Annotated in this window: 18 protein-coding genes, 2 tRNA genes and 1 pseudogene; 9 read left to right on the plus strand and 12 right to left on the minus strand. The window is 74.9% G+C overall.

The features are described from left to right. A partial coding sequence (locus ACFWEK_RS08945; RefSeq protein WP_430553823.1) for a hypothetical protein occupies nt 1-126 on the plus strand: 126 nt, incomplete at its 5' end. 12 nt (nt 127-138) lie between these two features. Here the strand turns inward: ACFWEK_RS08945 and ACFWEK_RS08950 are convergent. Then, nucleotides 139-594, minus strand: coding sequence for a VOC family protein (locus ACFWEK_RS08950; protein ID WP_430553813.1), 456 nt, complete (start codon nt 592-594; stop codon nt 139-141). An 82-nt stretch (nt 595-676) separates the two neighbouring features. Here ACFWEK_RS08950 and ACFWEK_RS08955 point away from each other — a divergent pair, with 82 nt between their 5' ends. Both ACFWEK_RS08955 and dnaG read left to right on the plus strand, forming a co-directional pair. After that, the gene (locus ACFWEK_RS08955; RefSeq protein ID WP_430553814.1) at nt 677-1,630 is read left to right on the plus strand and encodes a helix-turn-helix domain-containing protein; all 954 of its coding nucleotides are present in this window, start codon (nt 677-679) and stop codon (nt 1,628-1,630) included. 10 nt (nt 1,631-1,640) lie between these two features. Continuing rightward, nucleotides 1,641-3,593 carry a DNA primase gene (gene dnaG / locus ACFWEK_RS08960; protein WP_430548311.1) on the plus strand — a complete coding sequence of 651 codons (1,953 nt, stop codon included), beginning with the start codon at nt 1,641-1,643 and terminating at the stop codon, nt 3,591-3,593. A gap of 15 nt (nt 3,594-3,608) precedes the next feature. Here the strand turns inward: dnaG and ACFWEK_RS08965 are convergent. From ACFWEK_RS08965 to ACFWEK_RS08975, 3 genes and pseudogenes are all read right to left on the minus strand, one after another. After that, nucleotides 3,609-3,929: pseudogene (locus ACFWEK_RS08965) on the minus strand (GNAT family N-acetyltransferase); the annotation flags it as partial. A 46-nt stretch (nt 3,930-3,975) separates the two neighbouring features. After that, nucleotides 3,976-4,776: an alpha/beta hydrolase gene (locus tag ACFWEK_RS08970; protein ID WP_430548313.1), complete on the minus strand. Its 801-nt coding sequence runs from the start codon at nt 4,774-4,776 to the stop codon at nt 3,976-3,978. Nucleotides 4,777-4,978: 202 nt separating this feature from the next. Next, nucleotides 4,979-5,617 carry a TetR/AcrR family transcriptional regulator gene (locus ACFWEK_RS08975; RefSeq protein ID WP_430553815.1) on the minus strand — a complete coding sequence of 213 codons (639 nt, stop codon included), beginning with the start codon at nt 5,615-5,617 and terminating at the stop codon, nt 4,979-4,981. A 66-nt stretch (nt 5,618-5,683) separates the two neighbouring features. Between ACFWEK_RS08975 and ACFWEK_RS08980 the strand changes: the two genes are divergently transcribed. Continuing rightward, nucleotides 5,684-6,871 carry an FAD-dependent monooxygenase gene (locus ACFWEK_RS08980; RefSeq protein ID WP_430553816.1) on the plus strand — a complete coding sequence of 396 codons (1,188 nt, stop codon included), beginning with the start codon at nt 5,684-5,686 and terminating at the stop codon, nt 6,869-6,871. Between the two features lie 4 nt (nt 6,872-6,875). Here ACFWEK_RS08980 and ACFWEK_RS08985 read toward each other — a convergent pair whose 3' ends face one another. Beyond that, nucleotides 6,876-8,324 (minus strand): MDR family MFS transporter, encoded by a 1,449-nt coding sequence (locus tag ACFWEK_RS08985; RefSeq protein ID WP_430548316.1) that lies wholly within the window; start codon nt 8,322-8,324, stop codon nt 6,876-6,878. A gap of 99 nt (nt 8,325-8,423) precedes the next feature. Between ACFWEK_RS08985 and ACFWEK_RS08990 the strand changes: the two genes are divergently transcribed. Beyond that, a complete protein-coding gene (locus tag ACFWEK_RS08990; protein WP_430553817.1) occupies nt 8,424-9,392 on the plus strand; it encodes a nucleoside hydrolase in 969 nt (322 codons plus the stop codon). 55 nt (nt 9,393-9,447) lie between these two features. Here ACFWEK_RS08990 and ACFWEK_RS08995 read toward each other — a convergent pair. Further along, nucleotides 9,448-9,520 (minus strand) — tRNA-Asn (locus ACFWEK_RS08995). 52 nt (nt 9,521-9,572) lie between these two features. Next, a complete protein-coding gene (locus tag ACFWEK_RS09000; protein ID WP_430553818.1) occupies nt 9,573-10,085 on the minus strand; it encodes a hypothetical protein in 513 nt (170 codons plus the stop codon). Between the two features lie 120 nt (nt 10,086-10,205). Here ACFWEK_RS09000 and ACFWEK_RS09005 point away from each other — a divergent pair, with 120 nt between their 5' ends. Then, nucleotides 10,206-11,039, plus strand: a complete 834-nt coding sequence (locus tag ACFWEK_RS09005) for a hypothetical protein (protein WP_430553819.1) — start codon at nt 10,206-10,208, stop codon at nt 11,037-11,039. Nucleotides 11,040-11,068: 29 nt separating this feature from the next. On the opposite strand, the gene ACFWEK_RS09010 is transcribed toward ACFWEK_RS09005, so the two are convergent. The 4 genes from ACFWEK_RS09010 to ACFWEK_RS09025 form a co-directional block, all read right to left on the minus strand. Beyond that, on the minus strand, nt 11,069-11,476 hold the full coding sequence (locus ACFWEK_RS09010; protein ID WP_430548320.1) for a PLD nuclease N-terminal domain-containing protein: 408 nt from the start codon (nt 11,474-11,476) through the stop codon (nt 11,069-11,071). A 51-nt stretch (nt 11,477-11,527) separates the two neighbouring features. Beyond that, nucleotides 11,528-11,989: an ATP-binding protein gene (locus ACFWEK_RS09015; protein WP_430548321.1), complete on the minus strand. Its 462-nt coding sequence runs from the start codon at nt 11,987-11,989 to the stop codon at nt 11,528-11,530. Between the two features lie 63 nt (nt 11,990-12,052). Further along, on the minus strand, nt 12,053-12,385 hold the full coding sequence (locus ACFWEK_RS09020; RefSeq protein ID WP_430553820.1) for an STAS domain-containing protein: 333 nt from the start codon (nt 12,383-12,385) through the stop codon (nt 12,053-12,055). Between the two features lie 132 nt (nt 12,386-12,517). Further along, a tRNA-Ile gene (locus tag ACFWEK_RS09025) sits at nt 12,518-12,591 on the minus strand. 68 nt (nt 12,592-12,659) lie between these two features. On the opposite strand from ACFWEK_RS09025, the gene ACFWEK_RS09030 reads away from it, so the two are divergent. Continuing rightward, the gene (locus tag ACFWEK_RS09030; RefSeq protein ID WP_430553821.1) at nt 12,660-13,037 is read left to right on the plus strand and encodes a DUF488 domain-containing protein; all 378 of its coding nucleotides are present in this window, start codon (nt 12,660-12,662) and stop codon (nt 13,035-13,037) included. Here the strand turns inward: ACFWEK_RS09030 and ACFWEK_RS09035 are convergent. After that, a complete protein-coding gene (locus ACFWEK_RS09035; protein ID WP_430553822.1) occupies nt 13,001-14,182 on the minus strand; it encodes an acyltransferase family protein in 1,182 nt (393 codons plus the stop codon). The genes ACFWEK_RS09030 and ACFWEK_RS09035 overlap by 37 nt on opposite strands. Before the next feature lie 81 nt (nt 14,183-14,263). On the opposite strand from ACFWEK_RS09035, the gene def reads away from it, so the two are divergent. Then, a complete protein-coding gene (gene def, locus ACFWEK_RS09040; protein WP_429764192.1) occupies nt 14,264-14,749 on the plus strand; it encodes a peptide deformylase in 486 nt (161 codons plus the stop codon). A 171-nt stretch (nt 14,750-14,920) separates the two neighbouring features. Continuing rightward, nucleotides 14,921-15,421, plus strand: coding sequence for a DUF3145 domain-containing protein (locus tag ACFWEK_RS09045; RefSeq protein ID WP_429732474.1), 501 nt, complete (start codon nt 14,921-14,923; stop codon nt 15,419-15,421). Nucleotides 15,422-15,475 lie beyond the last annotated feature (54 nt).

Raw genomic sequence — 15,475 nt, forward strand, 5'->3', positions numbered from 1 at the left:
GGCCCGGCCGCCGGCCCCGCGGCGCCCCCCCCCGCGGGGGGGGGGGGGTACGTCGTCGACCAGGTCGCGTCGCTCACCGACGTCTCGGCCCTGCAGTGGCACGAGCGGCTCGTGCGGCAGGGCTGACGCCGGCGGTCGTCAGGACTGCTCGGCCATCCACGCGTCGCTGGCGCGCTGGACGTCCTCGGCCGTGATGTCGTCGGCCACCTGGGCGAAGAACCACCGGTGCCCGGCCGGGCAGCGCACGGCCGCCTGCCGGAAGCCCGGGAACCAGTCGCCGGGCTCCTGCGTGCTCGTCGCCCCCGCGGCGACCGCGCGGGCGTGCGCGGCGTCGGCGTCGTCGACGTAGAGGGTGAACGAGCCGGTCGTGGCGCCGTCCGGCTCGGGCGCCACTGCCCCCTCGGCCGGGAACGCGGCGGCCACGGTGAACGTGGACGAGCCGGCGGCGGTGGAGATCCGCAGGTCGGAGTGGATGATCGCGTCGCCCGCGGTGATGGTGTCGATCACCTCGGCGCCCAGGCCGGCGACGTAGAAGTCGATGGCGGCGCGCGGGTCGGCGACCGTGAGGTTCGGGTGCAGCGGTGACAGGTCCATGGCTCTCCCTCCAGCGTGCGTCCGGGCGGTCCCGGCGTGCGTTCCCATGCTGGTGTCGGCAGGTGGGTGCAGTCTTGGAGGAATGCGACAGGTGTTCGAACAGCGCCCCACGGCGACCACCCGCGGGCTGGTCGACCCGGCCGCGGCCCGCGGCGGGTTCGCGCTCGTGCGCCTCGACCCGGCCCCCGACCTGGCGGACCTGGTGGAGCGGCACTGGGTGGTCCGCTGGGACCTGCCGCCCGGGGCCGAGTTCACGCAGGTCGTGATCCCGCACCCGAACGCCAACGTGGTGGCCGAGGTCGACGGGTTCGCCGTGCACGGGATCCCCGGCGGGCTGTTCTCGCGGACGCTGCGGGGGTCGGGCGCGGTGCTGGGCACCAAGCTGCGCCCGGGCGCGCTGCGGGTGCTGCTCGGAGCCCCGGACGTCCTGCGCCCGGGGCTCGTCGCGCCGGCCGCCGCCGCGCTGTCGGGCACGCGCGGACCGACCGCGCACGACGTCGAGTCCGCCGGCCGCCGGGCGGTCGACGCGGCGCGGGCGGGCGGCGACACCGCGGCGGTCGCGGCCGTCACCCCGGTGCTGCGGGCCGCGGCCGCCGGGCGCCGGACGCCGCGGTCGGCGCTCGCCCTCGACCGGGTCGCGCGCGTGCTCGGCGCGGTGGTCGCGGGGGAGCTGGGCCCGGACGCCGGGGTCGCGGACCTCGCGGACCTGGTGGGCACCACGCCCCGCTCGCTGCAGCGGCTCTTCGCCGACTGGGTCGGCGTCAGCCCCAAGTGGGTGCTGCAGCGCCACCGGGTCCACCTCGCCGCGGACCTGGTCGCCGCCGACCCCGGCCGCCCTCTCGCCGAGGTGGCCGCCGCCGTCGGCTACTACGACCAGGCGCACCTGAGCGCCGACTTCGCGCGCGCCCTCGGGACGCCGCCGGCCGCCTACGCCCGCCGGTGCGCCGCCTCCCGCGCAGCGCTCGCGGCGGCCCTCGATCCCGCCGCCCGCCCGGCCCCGGGGGCCGCCGACCTGGTCGCCGCCGGGCGCGCATAGACTCAGGGCCGTGGCGGGACTGATCAAGCGCGAGGACGTGGAGGCTGTACGCGAACGCGCACGGATCGAGGAGATCGTCTCCGCCCACGTCACCCTCAAGCCCGCCGGCGTCGGCTCCCTCAAGGGCCTCTGCCCCTTCCACGACGAGCGCACGCCGTCGTTCCACGTCCGGCCGGGCGTCGGGCGCTGGCACTGCTTCGGCTGCGGCGAGGGCGGCGACGTCATCTCGTTCGTCCAGAAGATCGACGGGATGGGGTTCACCGACGCCGTCGAGTTCCTCGCCGACCGCGCGGGCGTGCAGCTGCGCTACGAGGACTCCCGCACCGGCGCCGCCGCTGACCGCGGCCCGCGCGAGGAGCCGGGCAGGCGCCAGCGCCTGATCGAGGCGCACAAGGTGGCCGCCGAGTTCTACTCCGAGCAGCTCTTCGGCCCGGGGGCGCAGGCCGGGCGGGCGTTCCTCGCCGAGCGCAGCTTCGACCGCGCCGACGCCGAGCACTTCGGCGTGGGCTACGCCCCGACCGGCTGGGACGCGCTGCTGCGCCACCTGCAGGGGCGGGGCTTCACGCAGGCGGAGCTCGTCGCGTCCGGGCTGGTCAGCCAGGGCCAGCGCGGCATCTACGACCGGTTCCGCGGCCGCCTCGTGTGGCCCATCCGCGACGTCACGGGAGCGGTGATCGGCTTCGGCGCCCGCCGCCTGTACGACGACGACCAGGGGCCGAAGTACCTCAACACCCCCGAGACGTCGCTCTACAAGAAGTCCCAGGTCCTGTACGGGATCGACCTGGCCAAGAAGTCGATCGCGCAGGGCAAGCGCGTCGTGATCGTCGAGGGCTACACGGACGTCATGGCCGCCCACCTGTCCGGTGTGGACTCGGCGGTGGCGACCTGCGGCACCGCGTTCGGCGGCGACCACGCCAAGGTGGTGCGCCGGCTGCTCGGCGACACCACGGCCGGCGGCGGCCTGCAGCTCGCGTCGGGGGCCTCGCTAGGCGGCGAGGTCATCTTCACGTTCGACGGCGACGCCGCCGGGCAGAAGGCTGCCGTGCGCGCGTTCGGCGAGGACCAGCGGTTCCACGCCCAGACCTTCGTCGCCGTCGAGCCGGGCGGCATGGACCCGTGCGAGCTGCGCATGGCCCGCGGACCCGAGGCCGTGCGGGCGCTGGTCGACGGGCGCCAGCCGCTCTTCGAGTTCGTCATCCGCACCACGCTCGACACGTTCGACCTCGACACGGTCGAGGGGCGTGTCGGAGCCCTGCGCGCGGCCGCGCCGCTGGTCGCCGGGATCCGTGACCGGTCGATGCAGCTCGGGTACTCCCGCTCCCTCGCGCGCTGGATCGGCATCGACACGGAGGACGTCCGCCGCGAGGTCGCGCGGGCCGCGTCGACGCCGTCGCGCGGCGCGCAGGACCAGCGACAGGGCCAGCGCCGGGACGCGCGCCCCGAGCCCGAGGCCGCGCCCACGACGCCGGTGCTCGCCGCGCCCGACCCGCGCGACCCGGTGGCGCGGCTGGAGCGCCAGGCGCTGATCGTGGTCCTGCAGTACCCGCAGCACGTGCCGGCGTCGTTCGACGAGCTCGGGGAGGACGCGTTCGGCGTCCCCGCCTGGCGCGCGGTGCACGACGCCGTGCGCGCCGCGGGCGGGGTCGCGGCCGGCCGCGAGGTGGGCGGTGGTCGGTGGGTGGAGACCGTGACCGAGCAGGCGCCCGAGACGGTCGTGCCGCTGGTCACGGAGCTCGCGGTCGCGCCCGTGCCCGAGGACCGCGAGGCGGTCATCGGGGCGTACGTGGCCGACGTCGTGCGCGCTCTCGTGGACCTCGGGCTCACGCGCCGGATCGCGGACGCGAAGAGCCGCCTGCAGCGGCTCGACCAGGAGAAGGACCCGGCGGCCTACCAGCAGGCGTTCACCGATCTGCTCGCCATCGAGCAGCAGCGACGCACGCTGCGGGAGCGCAGCGAGTCCTGACGTCCTCCCGGACGGTCACAGGCTCCTCGTCAGGAACAGCGAGTCGCCCTGGACGTCGTCCGGCTCCACGCGGCCGGACGCCACGAAGCCCACCTTGGCCAGCACCCGCAGGGAGGCGACGTTCCAGTCGCGCACGGTCGACCAGAGGCGCTGACGGCCCGACTCCCGCGCCCAGCCGACGACGGCCTGCGCGGCCTCCGTCGCGTACCCGGCGCCCCAGGTGCGCCGGAGCAGCTCGTAGGCCACCTCCGGCTCGTGGGGCCCGACGGCTCCGGCGATCAGCCCGCAGTACCCGATCACGTCGCCCTCGCCCCGGCGCTCCACGGCCAGCAGCCCGAGCCCGGGAGCGCGGGTGCCCGGCCGGCGGACGGGAGCCCGGACGTCAGCTCAGGTGCCGGGCGAAGAACCGCCCCGCGTCGTCGCCGGCGTACGCCGGGACGCCGGTGTGGCCGCCCAGGTTGGCCTGCAGGGTCTTCTCCGTCGAGCCGAAGGCGTCGAACAGGTCCAGGGCCGCCTGGCGGTCGTTGCCCTCGTCGTCCCACTGCAGCAGCACGTGCACGGGGATCGTGACGCGTCGGGCCTCCTCGAACGTGGCCCGGGGCACGTAGCTCCCGGCGAAGAGCCCGGCGGCGACGACGCGGGGCTCGACCACCGCCAGCCGGACGCCGACGGCGATCACGCCGCCCGAGTACCCGACGGGCCCGTCGAGCTCGGGCAGGGCGAGGAGCGCGTCGAGGGCGGACCGCCATTCCGGGACCGCCTGGTCGACCAGTGGGAGGACCAGCCGGTCGACGACGTCGTCGGGCACCGGCTCGCCGGCGGTGAGGGCCGTCCGCAGGTCCGCGCGCGCCTGGTCGGCGCCGGGGAGCGGCGGCCGGCCGCCGCTGCCGGGTCCCTCCAGGGCGGCCGTCGCGATGCCGTCGGAGGCGGCGTGCCGGGCGCGACCCACCAGCCGGGGGTACATCCGGTCCATGCCGAGGCCGCCGGGCTGGCCGAGCAGGATCAGGGGAGCGGGGTCCGACGGCGAGGCGGACGGCGGCGTCCAGAGGATGCCGGGGATCCTGGGGTCGTCGCCGAGGGTGAAGCGGCGCTCGAGGACGCCGTCGTCGAGCTGCTGCTCGGCGGTGAAGGTCAGGGTGGGGCGCGGAGTCGAGCCCGGTGTCGAGCTGGGTCGGGTGGTCATGGTCGTGCCTCTCGGGAGTGCTGAGCGAACGGCGCTCCCGGACGACCTATCGCCCGACCATGACTCCGCGGAGGAGCACCTGTGTCGATACGTTCACGGGTACCACCTCCTTGCTCTGTCTCGCACGGCCTCGGCGAGGCTAGCAGCGGGCGCGCGGCCCCCTCAACGAGTTTTTCGGTCACCGTCACCGTCTCGGGCGAGGTCAGCCGGCCGGCACGAGGCTGCCGTGCACCATGGCGCGGGCCAGCCGCCGGGTGGTGGCGGCGTCGACGGGGACGGCGCCGGTGACCAGCGTGAGCAGCGCCCCGCCGTACAGCAGGATCAGCGTGGGCACCGCCGCCGGGTCGACGTCGAGGCCGGTGTCCGCGTGCATCGCGGCGGTGAGGTCGGACGCCTGGGTCGCCAGCCCGGCGAGAGCGGCGGCGAGCGCGGGCCGACGGCGGGCCTCCAGCTGCAGCTCGGCGATCGCGAGGTAGCGGTCGCGGTGGCGGGTCGCGGCGTCGAGCAGCGACGCGGCGATGAGGTCGGTCGTCCGCTCGAGCGTCTCGGCCCGGGCAGCGGTTTCGTCCCGGTGGGCGGCGCGGCCGGCGCCCAGCAGCGCGGCGGCGACGGACGCCTCCGTCGCGGCCCGGGCGTCCGCGAGGTGCAGCTCCACGATCCGCTCCGCGGTGGCGACCAGCAGCTCCTCGCGGCCGCGGAAGTAGTTCGCGGCGGTCCCGGCCGGAAGGCCGGCGGCGCGCTCGACCGAGCGGTGGCTGACGCCGTGCACGCCCGCGTCGACGAGCAGCGCGACGGCGGCGTCGGTGAGGGCGCGGCGTCGCTCGGGGTTGGTCCGGGGCACGGGCGCCAGTATGGCAAGATCGATACCACCACGCGCGTAGTGGTATCGACGAGCGGCGGAGGACGCATGGCAGGGACGGCGGTCGTGGTCGGCGGCGGCATCGGTGGGCTCGCGTCGGCCGTCGCGCTGGCGGAGGCGGGCTGGGCCACGACCGTGCTCGAGCGGGCGCGCCGGCTGGGCGAGGTGGGTGCGGGGGTGGCGCTCACCCCGAACGCGGTCGCCGCGCTCGGCGGCCTGGGGTTCGACGACGACGCGGTCGCGGGCCTCGGCCCGCGCACCTGGGCCACCGGTACCCGGGACCGGCACGGCCGGCCGATCCTGCGCCTGCCCGACGACCCCGACCTGCGTGCGACCACCGCCCTGCGCGGCGTCCACCGCGCGCGTCTGCACGGCGCGCTGCTCGAGCGAGCCCGCGCCCTGGGCGTCGAGGTCGTCACGGACGCCCGCGTCACGACCGTCGTCGCGGGCGTCCCGGGCGGTGCGCGCGCCGTCGTGCACCACGCGGACGGTGCGGGCGCGGAGCGGGAGCGCGAGGCCGACCTCGTCGTCGGCGCGGACGGCGTGCGCAGCGCCGTGCGCGCCGCGCTCTACCCGGGCAGCCGCCCCGCGTACTCGGGGTTCTCGAGCTGGCGCGCGGTCGTGCCGGGCCTGGCGGCCGAGCCGGGCCTGCTGCAGTACTGGGGCCCGCACGCCGAGTTCGGCACGATGCCCGTGTCCGGCGGCGCGACCTACTGGTACGGGTACGTGCGCATGCCGGAGGGCGCGCGGCTGGACGACGAGCACGGCACAGCCACGGACCGGTTCGCGGGCTGGACCGACGAGGTGCGGCAGGTGATCTCCGCGACGCCGCCGGAGGCCGTGATCCGGCACGACGTCCTGCACCTGCCCGGAGGGCTGCCGCGCTACGTGCGGGGCCGCGTCGTCATGGTCGGCGACGCGGCGCACGCGACGGTCCCGACCATGGGGCAGGGCGCAGCCACCGCCCTCGAGGACGGCGTGTGCGTGGGCCGGATCGTGGCGGCCGGGGTCGCGTCGGGGCAGCCGCTCGGCGACGCGCTCGCGGCCTACGACGCCGCCCGCCGGCCGAGGTGCCGGGCGCTCGCCCGCGCGTCGGTGGCCAGCGGCCGGTTCGGCTCCCACCTGGGCCCGCGCGGTCAGGCGCTGCGCAACGCGGTGATGCGGCGCGTGCCGGCCGCCGCCGTCACCCGAGGCGCGCGCGCCGTCATGGGCTGGACGCCGCCCGCCCTGCCCTGAGGGGTCAGGCCGTCGCCCCGGTGCGGGCGCGGCGCTCGCGGGCCTCCTGGAGGTCGGCGGGCATGAGCGCGGCGAGCACGACCAGCACCACGGCCACGGCCACCAGGAGCACGAAGACGAGGTGGATCGCGGACATCAGGCCCGGGCCCACCGGCGTGCCGTCCGGGCCGAGGGTCGTGCGCGCGTTGACGATCGCGCCGCAGACGGCGACGCCCACCGCGGAGCCGAGGGAGCGGGCGAACATGTTGGTGCCCGTCACCGCGCCGCGCTCGGTGAATGACGCCTGCGACTGCGCGGCGATGAGCGTCGGTACGGCGGTGAGGCCCATGCCCGCGCCGATGACGAAGCACGCGCCCGCGACGGCGACCACCGACGAGCCGGACGCGAGCAGCAGCGTGAGCGCCGTTCCCACCACGACGAGCGACGTGCCGATCATCGCCGTGTACCGGAAGCCGATGCGCAGGTAGAGGCGGCCGGCGTTGGACGCGGACAGCGGCCAGCCCACGGTCATCGCGGCGAGCGCGAAGCCGGCGACGAGCGGGCCGGTGCCCAGCACGCCCTGGGCGTAGATCGGCACGTACGTCGACAGGCCGAGCACGACGACGCCCACGAGCAGCGAGACCGTGGTCGACACGCCCACCACCCGGCGGCGCAGGATGGCGAGGTCCACGATCGGGTGCCTCGTGCGGCGCGCCTGCACGGCGAACGCGGCGAGCAGCAGCACCGCGACGGAGAAGACCACGACCGACGGCAGCGAGCCCCAGCCCCACCGTGTGCCGCCCTCGAGGAGGCCGAGCAGCAGCATCGTGCTGCCGCCCGCGAGGAGCGCGGCGCCGAGGTAGTCGATCGGCTCGCGCTCGCCGGTGCGCGGGGCCTCGCGGTACCGGCGAGCCAGCATCCAGGCGGCGAGCGCGCACAGCGGGATGTTCACCCAGAAGATCCAGCGCCAGCTCGTGAACTGGGAGAACACGCCGCCGAGCGTCGGCCCGACGACGGCGGAGATCGCCCACACGGACGCGAGGTAGCCCTGGGTCTTCGCCCGCTCCTCCAGCGTGTAGATGTCCGCGGCGATCGTCATCGACACCGGCATGACGGCGCCCGCGCCGAGCCCCTGCACCACGCGCCCGGCGATCAGCACGCCCATCGTCGGGGCCGCACCGGCGAGCACCGACCCCGCGAAGAACAGCGCGACACCGACGAGCATCAGTCGCTTGCGGCCGAGCACGTCGGCCAGCCGCCCGAACACCGGGGTGCTCACGGCCTGGGCGAGCAGGTACGTGGAGAACAGCCAGGGCAGCTGGTCGAACCCGCCCAGCTCTCGCGCGATGGTCGCCGACGCGGTGGCGATGATCGTGGCGTCGAGCGCGACGAGCGCCGTCGAGAGCATCAGGGACAGCAGGATGGGGCCGCGCTCGGAGCGCAGGCCGACAGAGGCATGACCGGTCGTGGGCACGTGAGGCACAAGTCCGCAGGCCGTGGCGGGTATTCCCGGTGCCCGCCGGTCGGCTGCGAGAGACTGGGGGCGCATCCCCACGACCACGAAGGACGACCCGTGACCCTGCCCGGCCTCTCCGCCGCCCCGCTGTACCTCGACTGCGACACCGGTGTCGACGACTCGCTCGCCCTCGCCTACCTGCTCGCCTCGCCCGAGGCCGACCTGGTCGGCGTCGGGAGCGTCAGCGGCAACATCGACGCCCGGCAGGGCGCCGTCAACACGCTCGACCTGCTGGCGCTCGCGGGCCGGCCCGACGTCCCGGTCGCCGTGGGAGCCCATGACCCGCTGGCGGGCAGCTACGACGGCGGCGCGCCGTCGGTGCACGGCCGCAACGGCGTGGGCGACGTCGCGCTGCCGCCGTCCGGGCGGGAGGTCGCGGCGGAGTCGGCCGTCGAGCTGCTGCTCCGCCTGTCGCACGAGCACGCCGGCGCCCTGCGCGTCGTCGCCGTCGGCCCGCTCACCAACCTCGCCCTCGCGCTCCGCGCCGACCCGACGCTCCCGGCGCGCGTCCGGGACCTGACGATCATGGGCGGGGCGGCCCTGCACCCGGGGAACGTGACGCCGGTCGCCGAGGCGAACATCGCGAAGGACCCGGAGGCGGCCGCCGAGGTGCTCGCGGCCGACTGGGACGTCACCCTCGTGCCGCTCGACGTCACGATGGCCGACGTGCTCGAGGAGTCCGACCGCAAGGCCCTGCTCGAAGCGGGCACGGCGCTGGCCCCGTGGCTGGGGGAGGTGCTCGACGTGTACTTCGGGTTCCACGTGGACACGTTCGGCCGTCGCTGCTCGGCCCTGCACGACCCGCTGGCCGCCGCGATCGCGACCGGCGGCGTGACGCCGACGCTCGCGCCGCGCGTCCCGGTCGTCGTCGACGCCACCGCCGGCCCCGGCCGCGGCCAGACGGTGTGCGACCTGCGCGGCCGGTACGCCGGCTACCCCGACGTGCCCGGGGCGCGCACCCGCGTGGTCCTCGCCACCGACGCGCCGCTCACCCCGCACCTGATGGAGCGCCTGCTGACCCTCTGACCGGGCACGACGAAGGCCCCTGTCCTGCGCTGCAGGTCAGGGGCCTTTCTCGATGCTCCCGCGGTTGGACTTGAACCAACGACCGTCCGATTAACAGTCGGATGCTCTGCCAGCTGAGCTACGCGGGATCGCGTGGTCGTCCGGCCGGTGGCCTTCGAACCGGGAAGAACACTACCAGGCTCACACGGGTAGTCCGGACGCTCCCCGCACCCTGGACTCCGTGGCGTCCACCACTCGGGCGACGCGCGGGTCATCGAGATCGACGCCCTGCCCTGCGATCGCCTGCGAGAAGAGCTCGCCGTCCGCCGTCCGCCGGACGGCGACCTTCACGTCGCCGCCGGGTACCACCACCGTCTCGGCCAGCACGACCGACCACTGGACCCGCTCCCGCAGGGCCTGGGGGAACGACGTGCGCTCCGCGTCCACGAGCCGCAGCACGGTGTCCGGGGCGGCGTCCACCCACTCGATCGCCAGCTCGGACCGCTCGGGGTCGAACACACCGCGGTCGACGTCGCACCACGGGCGCCGCGTCACGACGTCCCCGACGCCGGGTCCGACGACGACCAGGTCCGCCGTCGTCGCCACCGCCCACCGGTCGTCGGGGAGCTGCACGGACGCGAGGACGCGCTCCCCGCGTGCCAGGGGGAGCCCTCGTCGGAGGTCGTCGGGCAGGGGGGAGCGGCGGAACCACATGGCGCCACCGTACCGACTGCGCCGGGCGCGACCGGGCGGGTCGGGCCGCGTCGGGGCAGGTGGGGCAGGATGTGGGCATGCAGACACCCCGGCCTGCCGCCCTCGTGGTGACGTCCCACCGTGGTTGACCTCACTGAGCCGCCGGCGCAGTCCGCGCGGGGCCGCGCAGGCGTGGAGTGGGGCCGGGTCCTCGCCCTGCTGGGCGTCGCGGCGGTGGCCCTCGCGGCGGTGCCCTTCGTGTCGTACCTCTTCCTCGGCGGCGTCTTCGGGGGCGACGGTGGGTACGCGCTGGTCCTGGTGCCGGTCGTCGTGGCGGCCGCGCTCGGCGGACTCGTCATGGGGCGGCAGGGGAGGGCCGGGGTGGTGCTCGGCGCGGCCGGCCCGGTCGTGGCGATCGTGACCTGCGGCGTGTACTTCCTCGCGACGTCGCGGGAGCCGATGGTGGCCGTGGGCTGGATCGCCGTGGCGGTCGGCGCCCTCGCCGCGGGGATCGCGGCGCTCGGTCTGCCCGGCCGCTGGCGGCTCGCGGGGCTGGTCGTCCTGGTCCTCACCCTCGGCGCCGGGGCGACGCTCCACCACGCCGGCGAGGCAGAGCGCGAGGACGCCGCGCTCGCTCGGCTGACCCGGCCGTACGTCCTCGACGACCCCGACCTCGTCATGTACGACGCGCAGGTCGGGGAGACGTACTCCACCGTCTCCTACGCCGGGCCCGGCTATACCTACTCGGTCATGACCGCCGCCCCCGGGAGCTCCGTCGGCGGCGCCGCGGACGCTTGTCGCGCCGACGCGCCGACCACGCCCGAGGTGGTCGACCAGAGCTGCCTCGCCACCGGCGTCACGGGCGGCCGGCGCGTGGTCGTCGAGGCCAGGACCGCTCAGGAGGCCGAGGTCGCGGAGCTGGCCGCGCACGTCGTGCCGATGTCCGACGAGGACCTCCGCCGCTGGGCGGACTGACCGTCCCGGGCCGGTGAGTGCCGGGGTCGTCAGTCCCTGGCGTCCTGCACGTCGTCCTCGGGCCTCGGTGCTGCGTCCTGCGCACGCTGCTCGCGCTTGAGCCGCGCCTGCTCCAGCAGCCAGCGCATCTCCGGGTCGTCGTCGGAGTCGGCGGCGGCGGTCTCGTCCGTCTCCCAGGTGCGCCGCCGCCCCGGGTACCGGGCCGGCGGCACGGGCCCGGCGGGGTACCCGGTCCGCGGCGCGGGCCGGCGGTTCGCCCGGGCGCGCCGGCTCACGACGATCCACGCGATCGACCCGGCGAACGGGAGCAGCAGGATGATGAGGATCCAGAATCCCTTCTGGATGCCACCGCCGTCCTCCTCGTCGGACTGGACGACGTCCACGAGGGCGTAGACGACGAGCGCGAGGTAGGCCAGCATCGGCAGCACGCGGAGCATGGCCCTGGAGAATAGCGGCTCGAGTGCGCCTCGTCACCGCCTCTTCGCAGGTCAGCCGGGGTGGTTCAAGGGAAAGGACGCCCACACGTGCTTTGCCGGGCCGGAGGTGTACCACCCCACGCGCGCCGACAGGCGTTCCGCGATGAGGAGGCCGAGCCCGCCGTGGCCCGGGGGGCGGTCGCCGTCGACGGTCGGCACCCCGGCGACGTCGTGGTCGACGACGTCGAGGAGCCAGGTGTGCTCGTCACGCAGCAGGCGGACGACGGTCGGCGGAAGGCCGTGCAGGAGGGCGTTCGTCGCCAGCTCGGAGGCGATCAGGACGATCTTCTCCGCGGTGTCGTGCATCGCGGTGGCTCCGTCGCCGGACGGGCCGACGATGCGGGCGAGGGCGGACCGTAGCCGGCTGAGCTCCTCGGAGTCGGCGAGGACCCATTCCGCGACCGGGGCGTACCCCGGTGGGGGCGGTGCCATCGGCACACCGGACACGACGGACGGGATGACGGTGTCGTCCAAGGGTTCTCCTCCAGAGGTCAGCGCGAGGTCAGGCGGCCGCCGGGTGAGGGGCGGCGGGAAGGGTCAGGCGTCGTCGTCCCCGGAGGCCGGCGTGCTGTCGGCCTCGGCGAACCGGACCGTGTGCTCGAGACCGGTGAGGGTGATGACGTCGCGGACGGCGGCCGGGGCGCCGACGAGCAGCGGTCCCTCTTCCGCGGTCCCTCCGAGCAGGAGGAGCCGCAGGCCGGAGGAGTCGAGGAAGGTGACCCGGCGGAGGTCGATCGTCTTGGGCCGTCCGTCCAGTGACGCCTTGAGCGTGTCGCCGACGTCCTGGGCGACGGCGACGTCGACCTCACCCCAGACGATCCAGGTCCTGCCACCGTCCTCGAGGGCTGCTCCACCCGAGCTGATACTCACGCATCCACCTTCGTCGGTCTGTCGTCGGCGTCGCCGCCTCGTGGTCGTTCCCGCTCGTGCAGAGCCGAGCAGGCACCGTGCGGGCCACGGGTCGGCACCCACCACCGTGGGCGCTGTCCCGGGCACTCGGAGTGCCCCGTGCCGGGCTTGAACCGGCGACCGATCGATTATGAGTCGACTGCTCTGACCAGCTGAGCTAACGGGGCGCGCGGCGAGCATACCGGCGCGCTGGCTCGGGCGTGCGGTGGACCACGTGCCGCGGTGTCATGGGGAAGTGACCATCACCGTCAAGCGCGTGTACGAGGAGCCCGCCCCGGACGACGGCGCCCGGGTCCTCGTGGACCGGCTCTGGCCGCGCGGGATCTCCAAGGAGCACGCCCATCTCGACCGCTGGTGCAAGGAGGTCGCGCCGTCGACTGACCTGCGCACCTGGTTCCACCACGACCCGGACCGGTTCGAGGAGTTCGAGCGCCGCTACCGCGCCGAGCTCGCGGGCAACCCGGAGGTTCCCGAGCTGGCGGCGCTCGGCGCGGGGGACCGGCGCCTGACGCTGGTCTACTCGGCGCGCGACACGGAGCACAACCAGGCGTTGGTGCTGCGCGACGTGCTGGAGGCCTACCTGGACGAGACCGGTTCCGCCTCGGGGGCCTGAGCGCGGGTCGCTCTGGCCGGCTCGTGGCCGAGGGCGCGTCCGGCGCGTTCGAGGTCGCGCGCGACGGCGCGCTTCAGGCGCGGGCCGAACGGCCGCTCCACGAACCGGTGCACGAGGTAGGCGGCGGCGAGCATGATGACGGTGACGACGGCGAACGTCACGGCCGCCGGTGCGTGCGGGCTCGCCTTGCCGATGAGCCACTGGCCCCACGAGGAGTGCAGCAGGTACAGCGGGTACGTCAGGGCGCCGACGAGGGTGAGCCACGTCCACGACAGCCGGTCGAGGCGGGTGAGCGACACCAGCGCGACCAGGGCGAAACAGACGAGGATGGCGACCCAGGAGGCCTGGGCGCCGATGGTGACGTCGGTGCTGTGGGCGATCCGCAACGCCTGGCTGTGACCGGAGATCACGCCGGCCAGGGCGATGTTGAGCGTGAGCACGAGCCACAGCACCAGCGAGCGACGCTCCTTGGTCAGCAGGTAGAGCATCATGCCCCCGGCGAACAGCGGGGCGTCGGTGCCCACCAGCACGGTGATCCAGAGCGTGCTGCCCGACTGGACCGCCACCGCCGCGAGCACGGGCCACACGGCGGCGAAGGCCACGAGCCGGTTGCGGGTCATCCCGAAGGCGAGCAGCACGCCGATGAGGAGGTAGAAGCGCAGCTCGGCCCACAGGGTCCAGTAGACGGACTCGATGTCCTGCACCCCGAACGCGCGCTGGACCATCGTGAGGTTCGCCGCCGTCTCGGGGATGTCGACCTCCTTGTGGCCGGGTGCGACGACCACGAGCAGCAGCACGACGGCGGCCACGGACAGCCAGTAGGCCGGGAAGAGTCGGCCCACGCGCGAGGCGGCGAAGGACCGGACGCCGCGGCCCCAGGCGGACATGAGGATGACGAAGCCGCTGACCACGAAGAAGAGCTGGACCCCGAAGGACCCGAAGACAGCGACGGGCTGGAGGTTCGGGAACGCCTCGTCGGTGCGCGGGCCCCAGGCCGAGTGGTTGACGGCGAGGTAGTGGTAGGCGAGCACGGCCATGGCCGCGACGAACCGCATCCCGTCCAGAGCGGCGAGACGCGGGCGTCCCGCAGCGGGGGCGGCCGCCCGTCCCGGTTCGAGGGCGGGGGGCGTGGTTGACTCGGTCATCGGTCGTAGCATCGCTCGGCACGTTACCAAACCGTGATAATCGGCGCCTCCACCGGCTCACGACGTGGGAGAATGCGGGCCATGGCGATGCGAGAGATCCGGGTGCTGCCCGACCCCGTGCTGCGCACACCCTGCGACGAGATCACCACCGTGGACGATCGTGTCCGCTCCCTCGTGGAGGACCTCGTCGAGACCGTCGACGCCGACGGACGGGCGGGCCTCGCGGCCAACCAGATCGGCGTGAGCCTGCGGGCGTTCTCCTGGAACGTCGACGACGAGATCGGCTACGTCCTCAACCCGCGGATCGTGGACCTCTCGGAGGAGACCCAGGACGGCGACGAGGGCTGCCTGTCGGTGCCGGGGCTCTGGTACCCGACCACCCGCGCGTGGTACGCCCGGGTCGTCGGCATGGACGTCGACGGCAACGAGCTCGTGGTCGAGGGCACCGGCCTCATGGCGCGCTGCCTGCAGCACGAGTGCGACCACCTGGACGGCAAGCTCTACCTGGACCGCCTCGAGCGCACGGCGCGCAAGAAGGCCATGCGGGAGCTGCGCGAGCGCCTCTGAGTTCCTCAAGGGGTGCTCAAGAGGAAGCGTGAAGTCTGCGTTTCCTCTCGCACCCTCGCCCGCCATCGGGCAGGATGTGTCAAGACGACACACCGTCAGAGCTCGCCGACCAGCAGGCCTACCGGTTCGAGGACGTAGGGGAAGACGGACCTCGGAACCAGGGAGGACAACATGGCTGGTGCGATCACTCGCGGTGTGCTGTTCGTGCACTCGGCACCCCGTGCGCTCTGCCCTCACCTCGAGTGGGCGGCGGGCAACGTGCTCGGGGGACGCGTGTCGCTGGACTGGACTGCCCAGCCGGCGGGGCGCGGACTTTACCGTGCCGAGTACTCGTGGCAGGGCGCCCAGGGAACGGGTGCCCGGCTGGCCTCTGCCCTGCGGGGCTGGGACCACCTGCGCTACGAGGTGACGGAGGAGGCGAGCCACGGCGCCGACGGCGCGCGGTGGTCGCACACGCCCGACCTCGGCATCTTCCACGCCATGACCGACGTGCACGGCAACGTCGTCGTCCCGGAGGATCGTGTCCGGGCCGCGATGGAGTCCGCGCACGACGGCCGCGGTGTGCGCGAGGCGCTCGATCTCGCCCTCGGCACCGCCTGGGACGACGAGCTCGAGCCCTTCCGCTACGCCGGCGCCGGCGCTCCCGTGCGCTGGCTGCACCGCGTGGGCTGAGCGGAGCCACGACACGCACGACGACGCCCCGCCACCTCCTGCGTGGTGGCGGGG

Origin of the sequence: Isoptericola sp. NPDC060257, from assembly GCF_042726645.1 — a bacterium.
Lineage (GTDB): Bacteria > Actinomycetota > Actinomycetes > Actinomycetales > Cellulomonadaceae > Isoptericola > Isoptericola nanjingensis.

Coding starts and splice junctions, on each gene's coding strand:
- ACFWEK_RS08950 (WP_430553813.1), bottom strand. CDS start 594: ATGGACCTGTCACCGCTGCACCCGAACCTCACGGTCGCCGACCCGCGC.
- ACFWEK_RS08955 (WP_430553814.1), top strand. CDS start 677: ATGCGACAGGTGTTCGAACAGCGCCCCACGGCGACCACCCGCGGGCTG.
- ACFWEK_RS08970 (WP_430548313.1), bottom strand. CDS start 4,776: ATGACCACCCGACCCAGCTCGACACCGGGCTCGACTCCGCGCCCCACC.
- ACFWEK_RS08980 (WP_430553816.1), top strand. CDS start 5,684: ATGGCAGGGACGGCGGTCGTGGTCGGCGGCGGCATCGGTGGGCTCGCG.
- ACFWEK_RS09000 (WP_430553818.1), bottom strand. CDS start 10,085: ATGTGGTTCCGCCGCTCCCCCCTGCCCGACGACCTCCGACGAGGGCTC.
- ACFWEK_RS09010 (WP_430548320.1), bottom strand. CDS start 11,476: ATGCTCCGCGTGCTGCCGATGCTGGCCTACCTCGCGCTCGTCGTCTAC.
- ACFWEK_RS09035 (WP_430553822.1), bottom strand. CDS start 14,182: ATGACCGAGTCAACCACGCCCCCCGCCCTCGAACCGGGACGGGCGGCC.
- def (WP_429764192.1), top strand. CDS start 14,264: ATGGCGATGCGAGAGATCCGGGTGCTGCCCGACCCCGTGCTGCGCACA.
- ACFWEK_RS09045 (WP_429732474.1), top strand. CDS start 14,921: ATGGCTGGTGCGATCACTCGCGGTGTGCTGTTCGTGCACTCGGCACCC.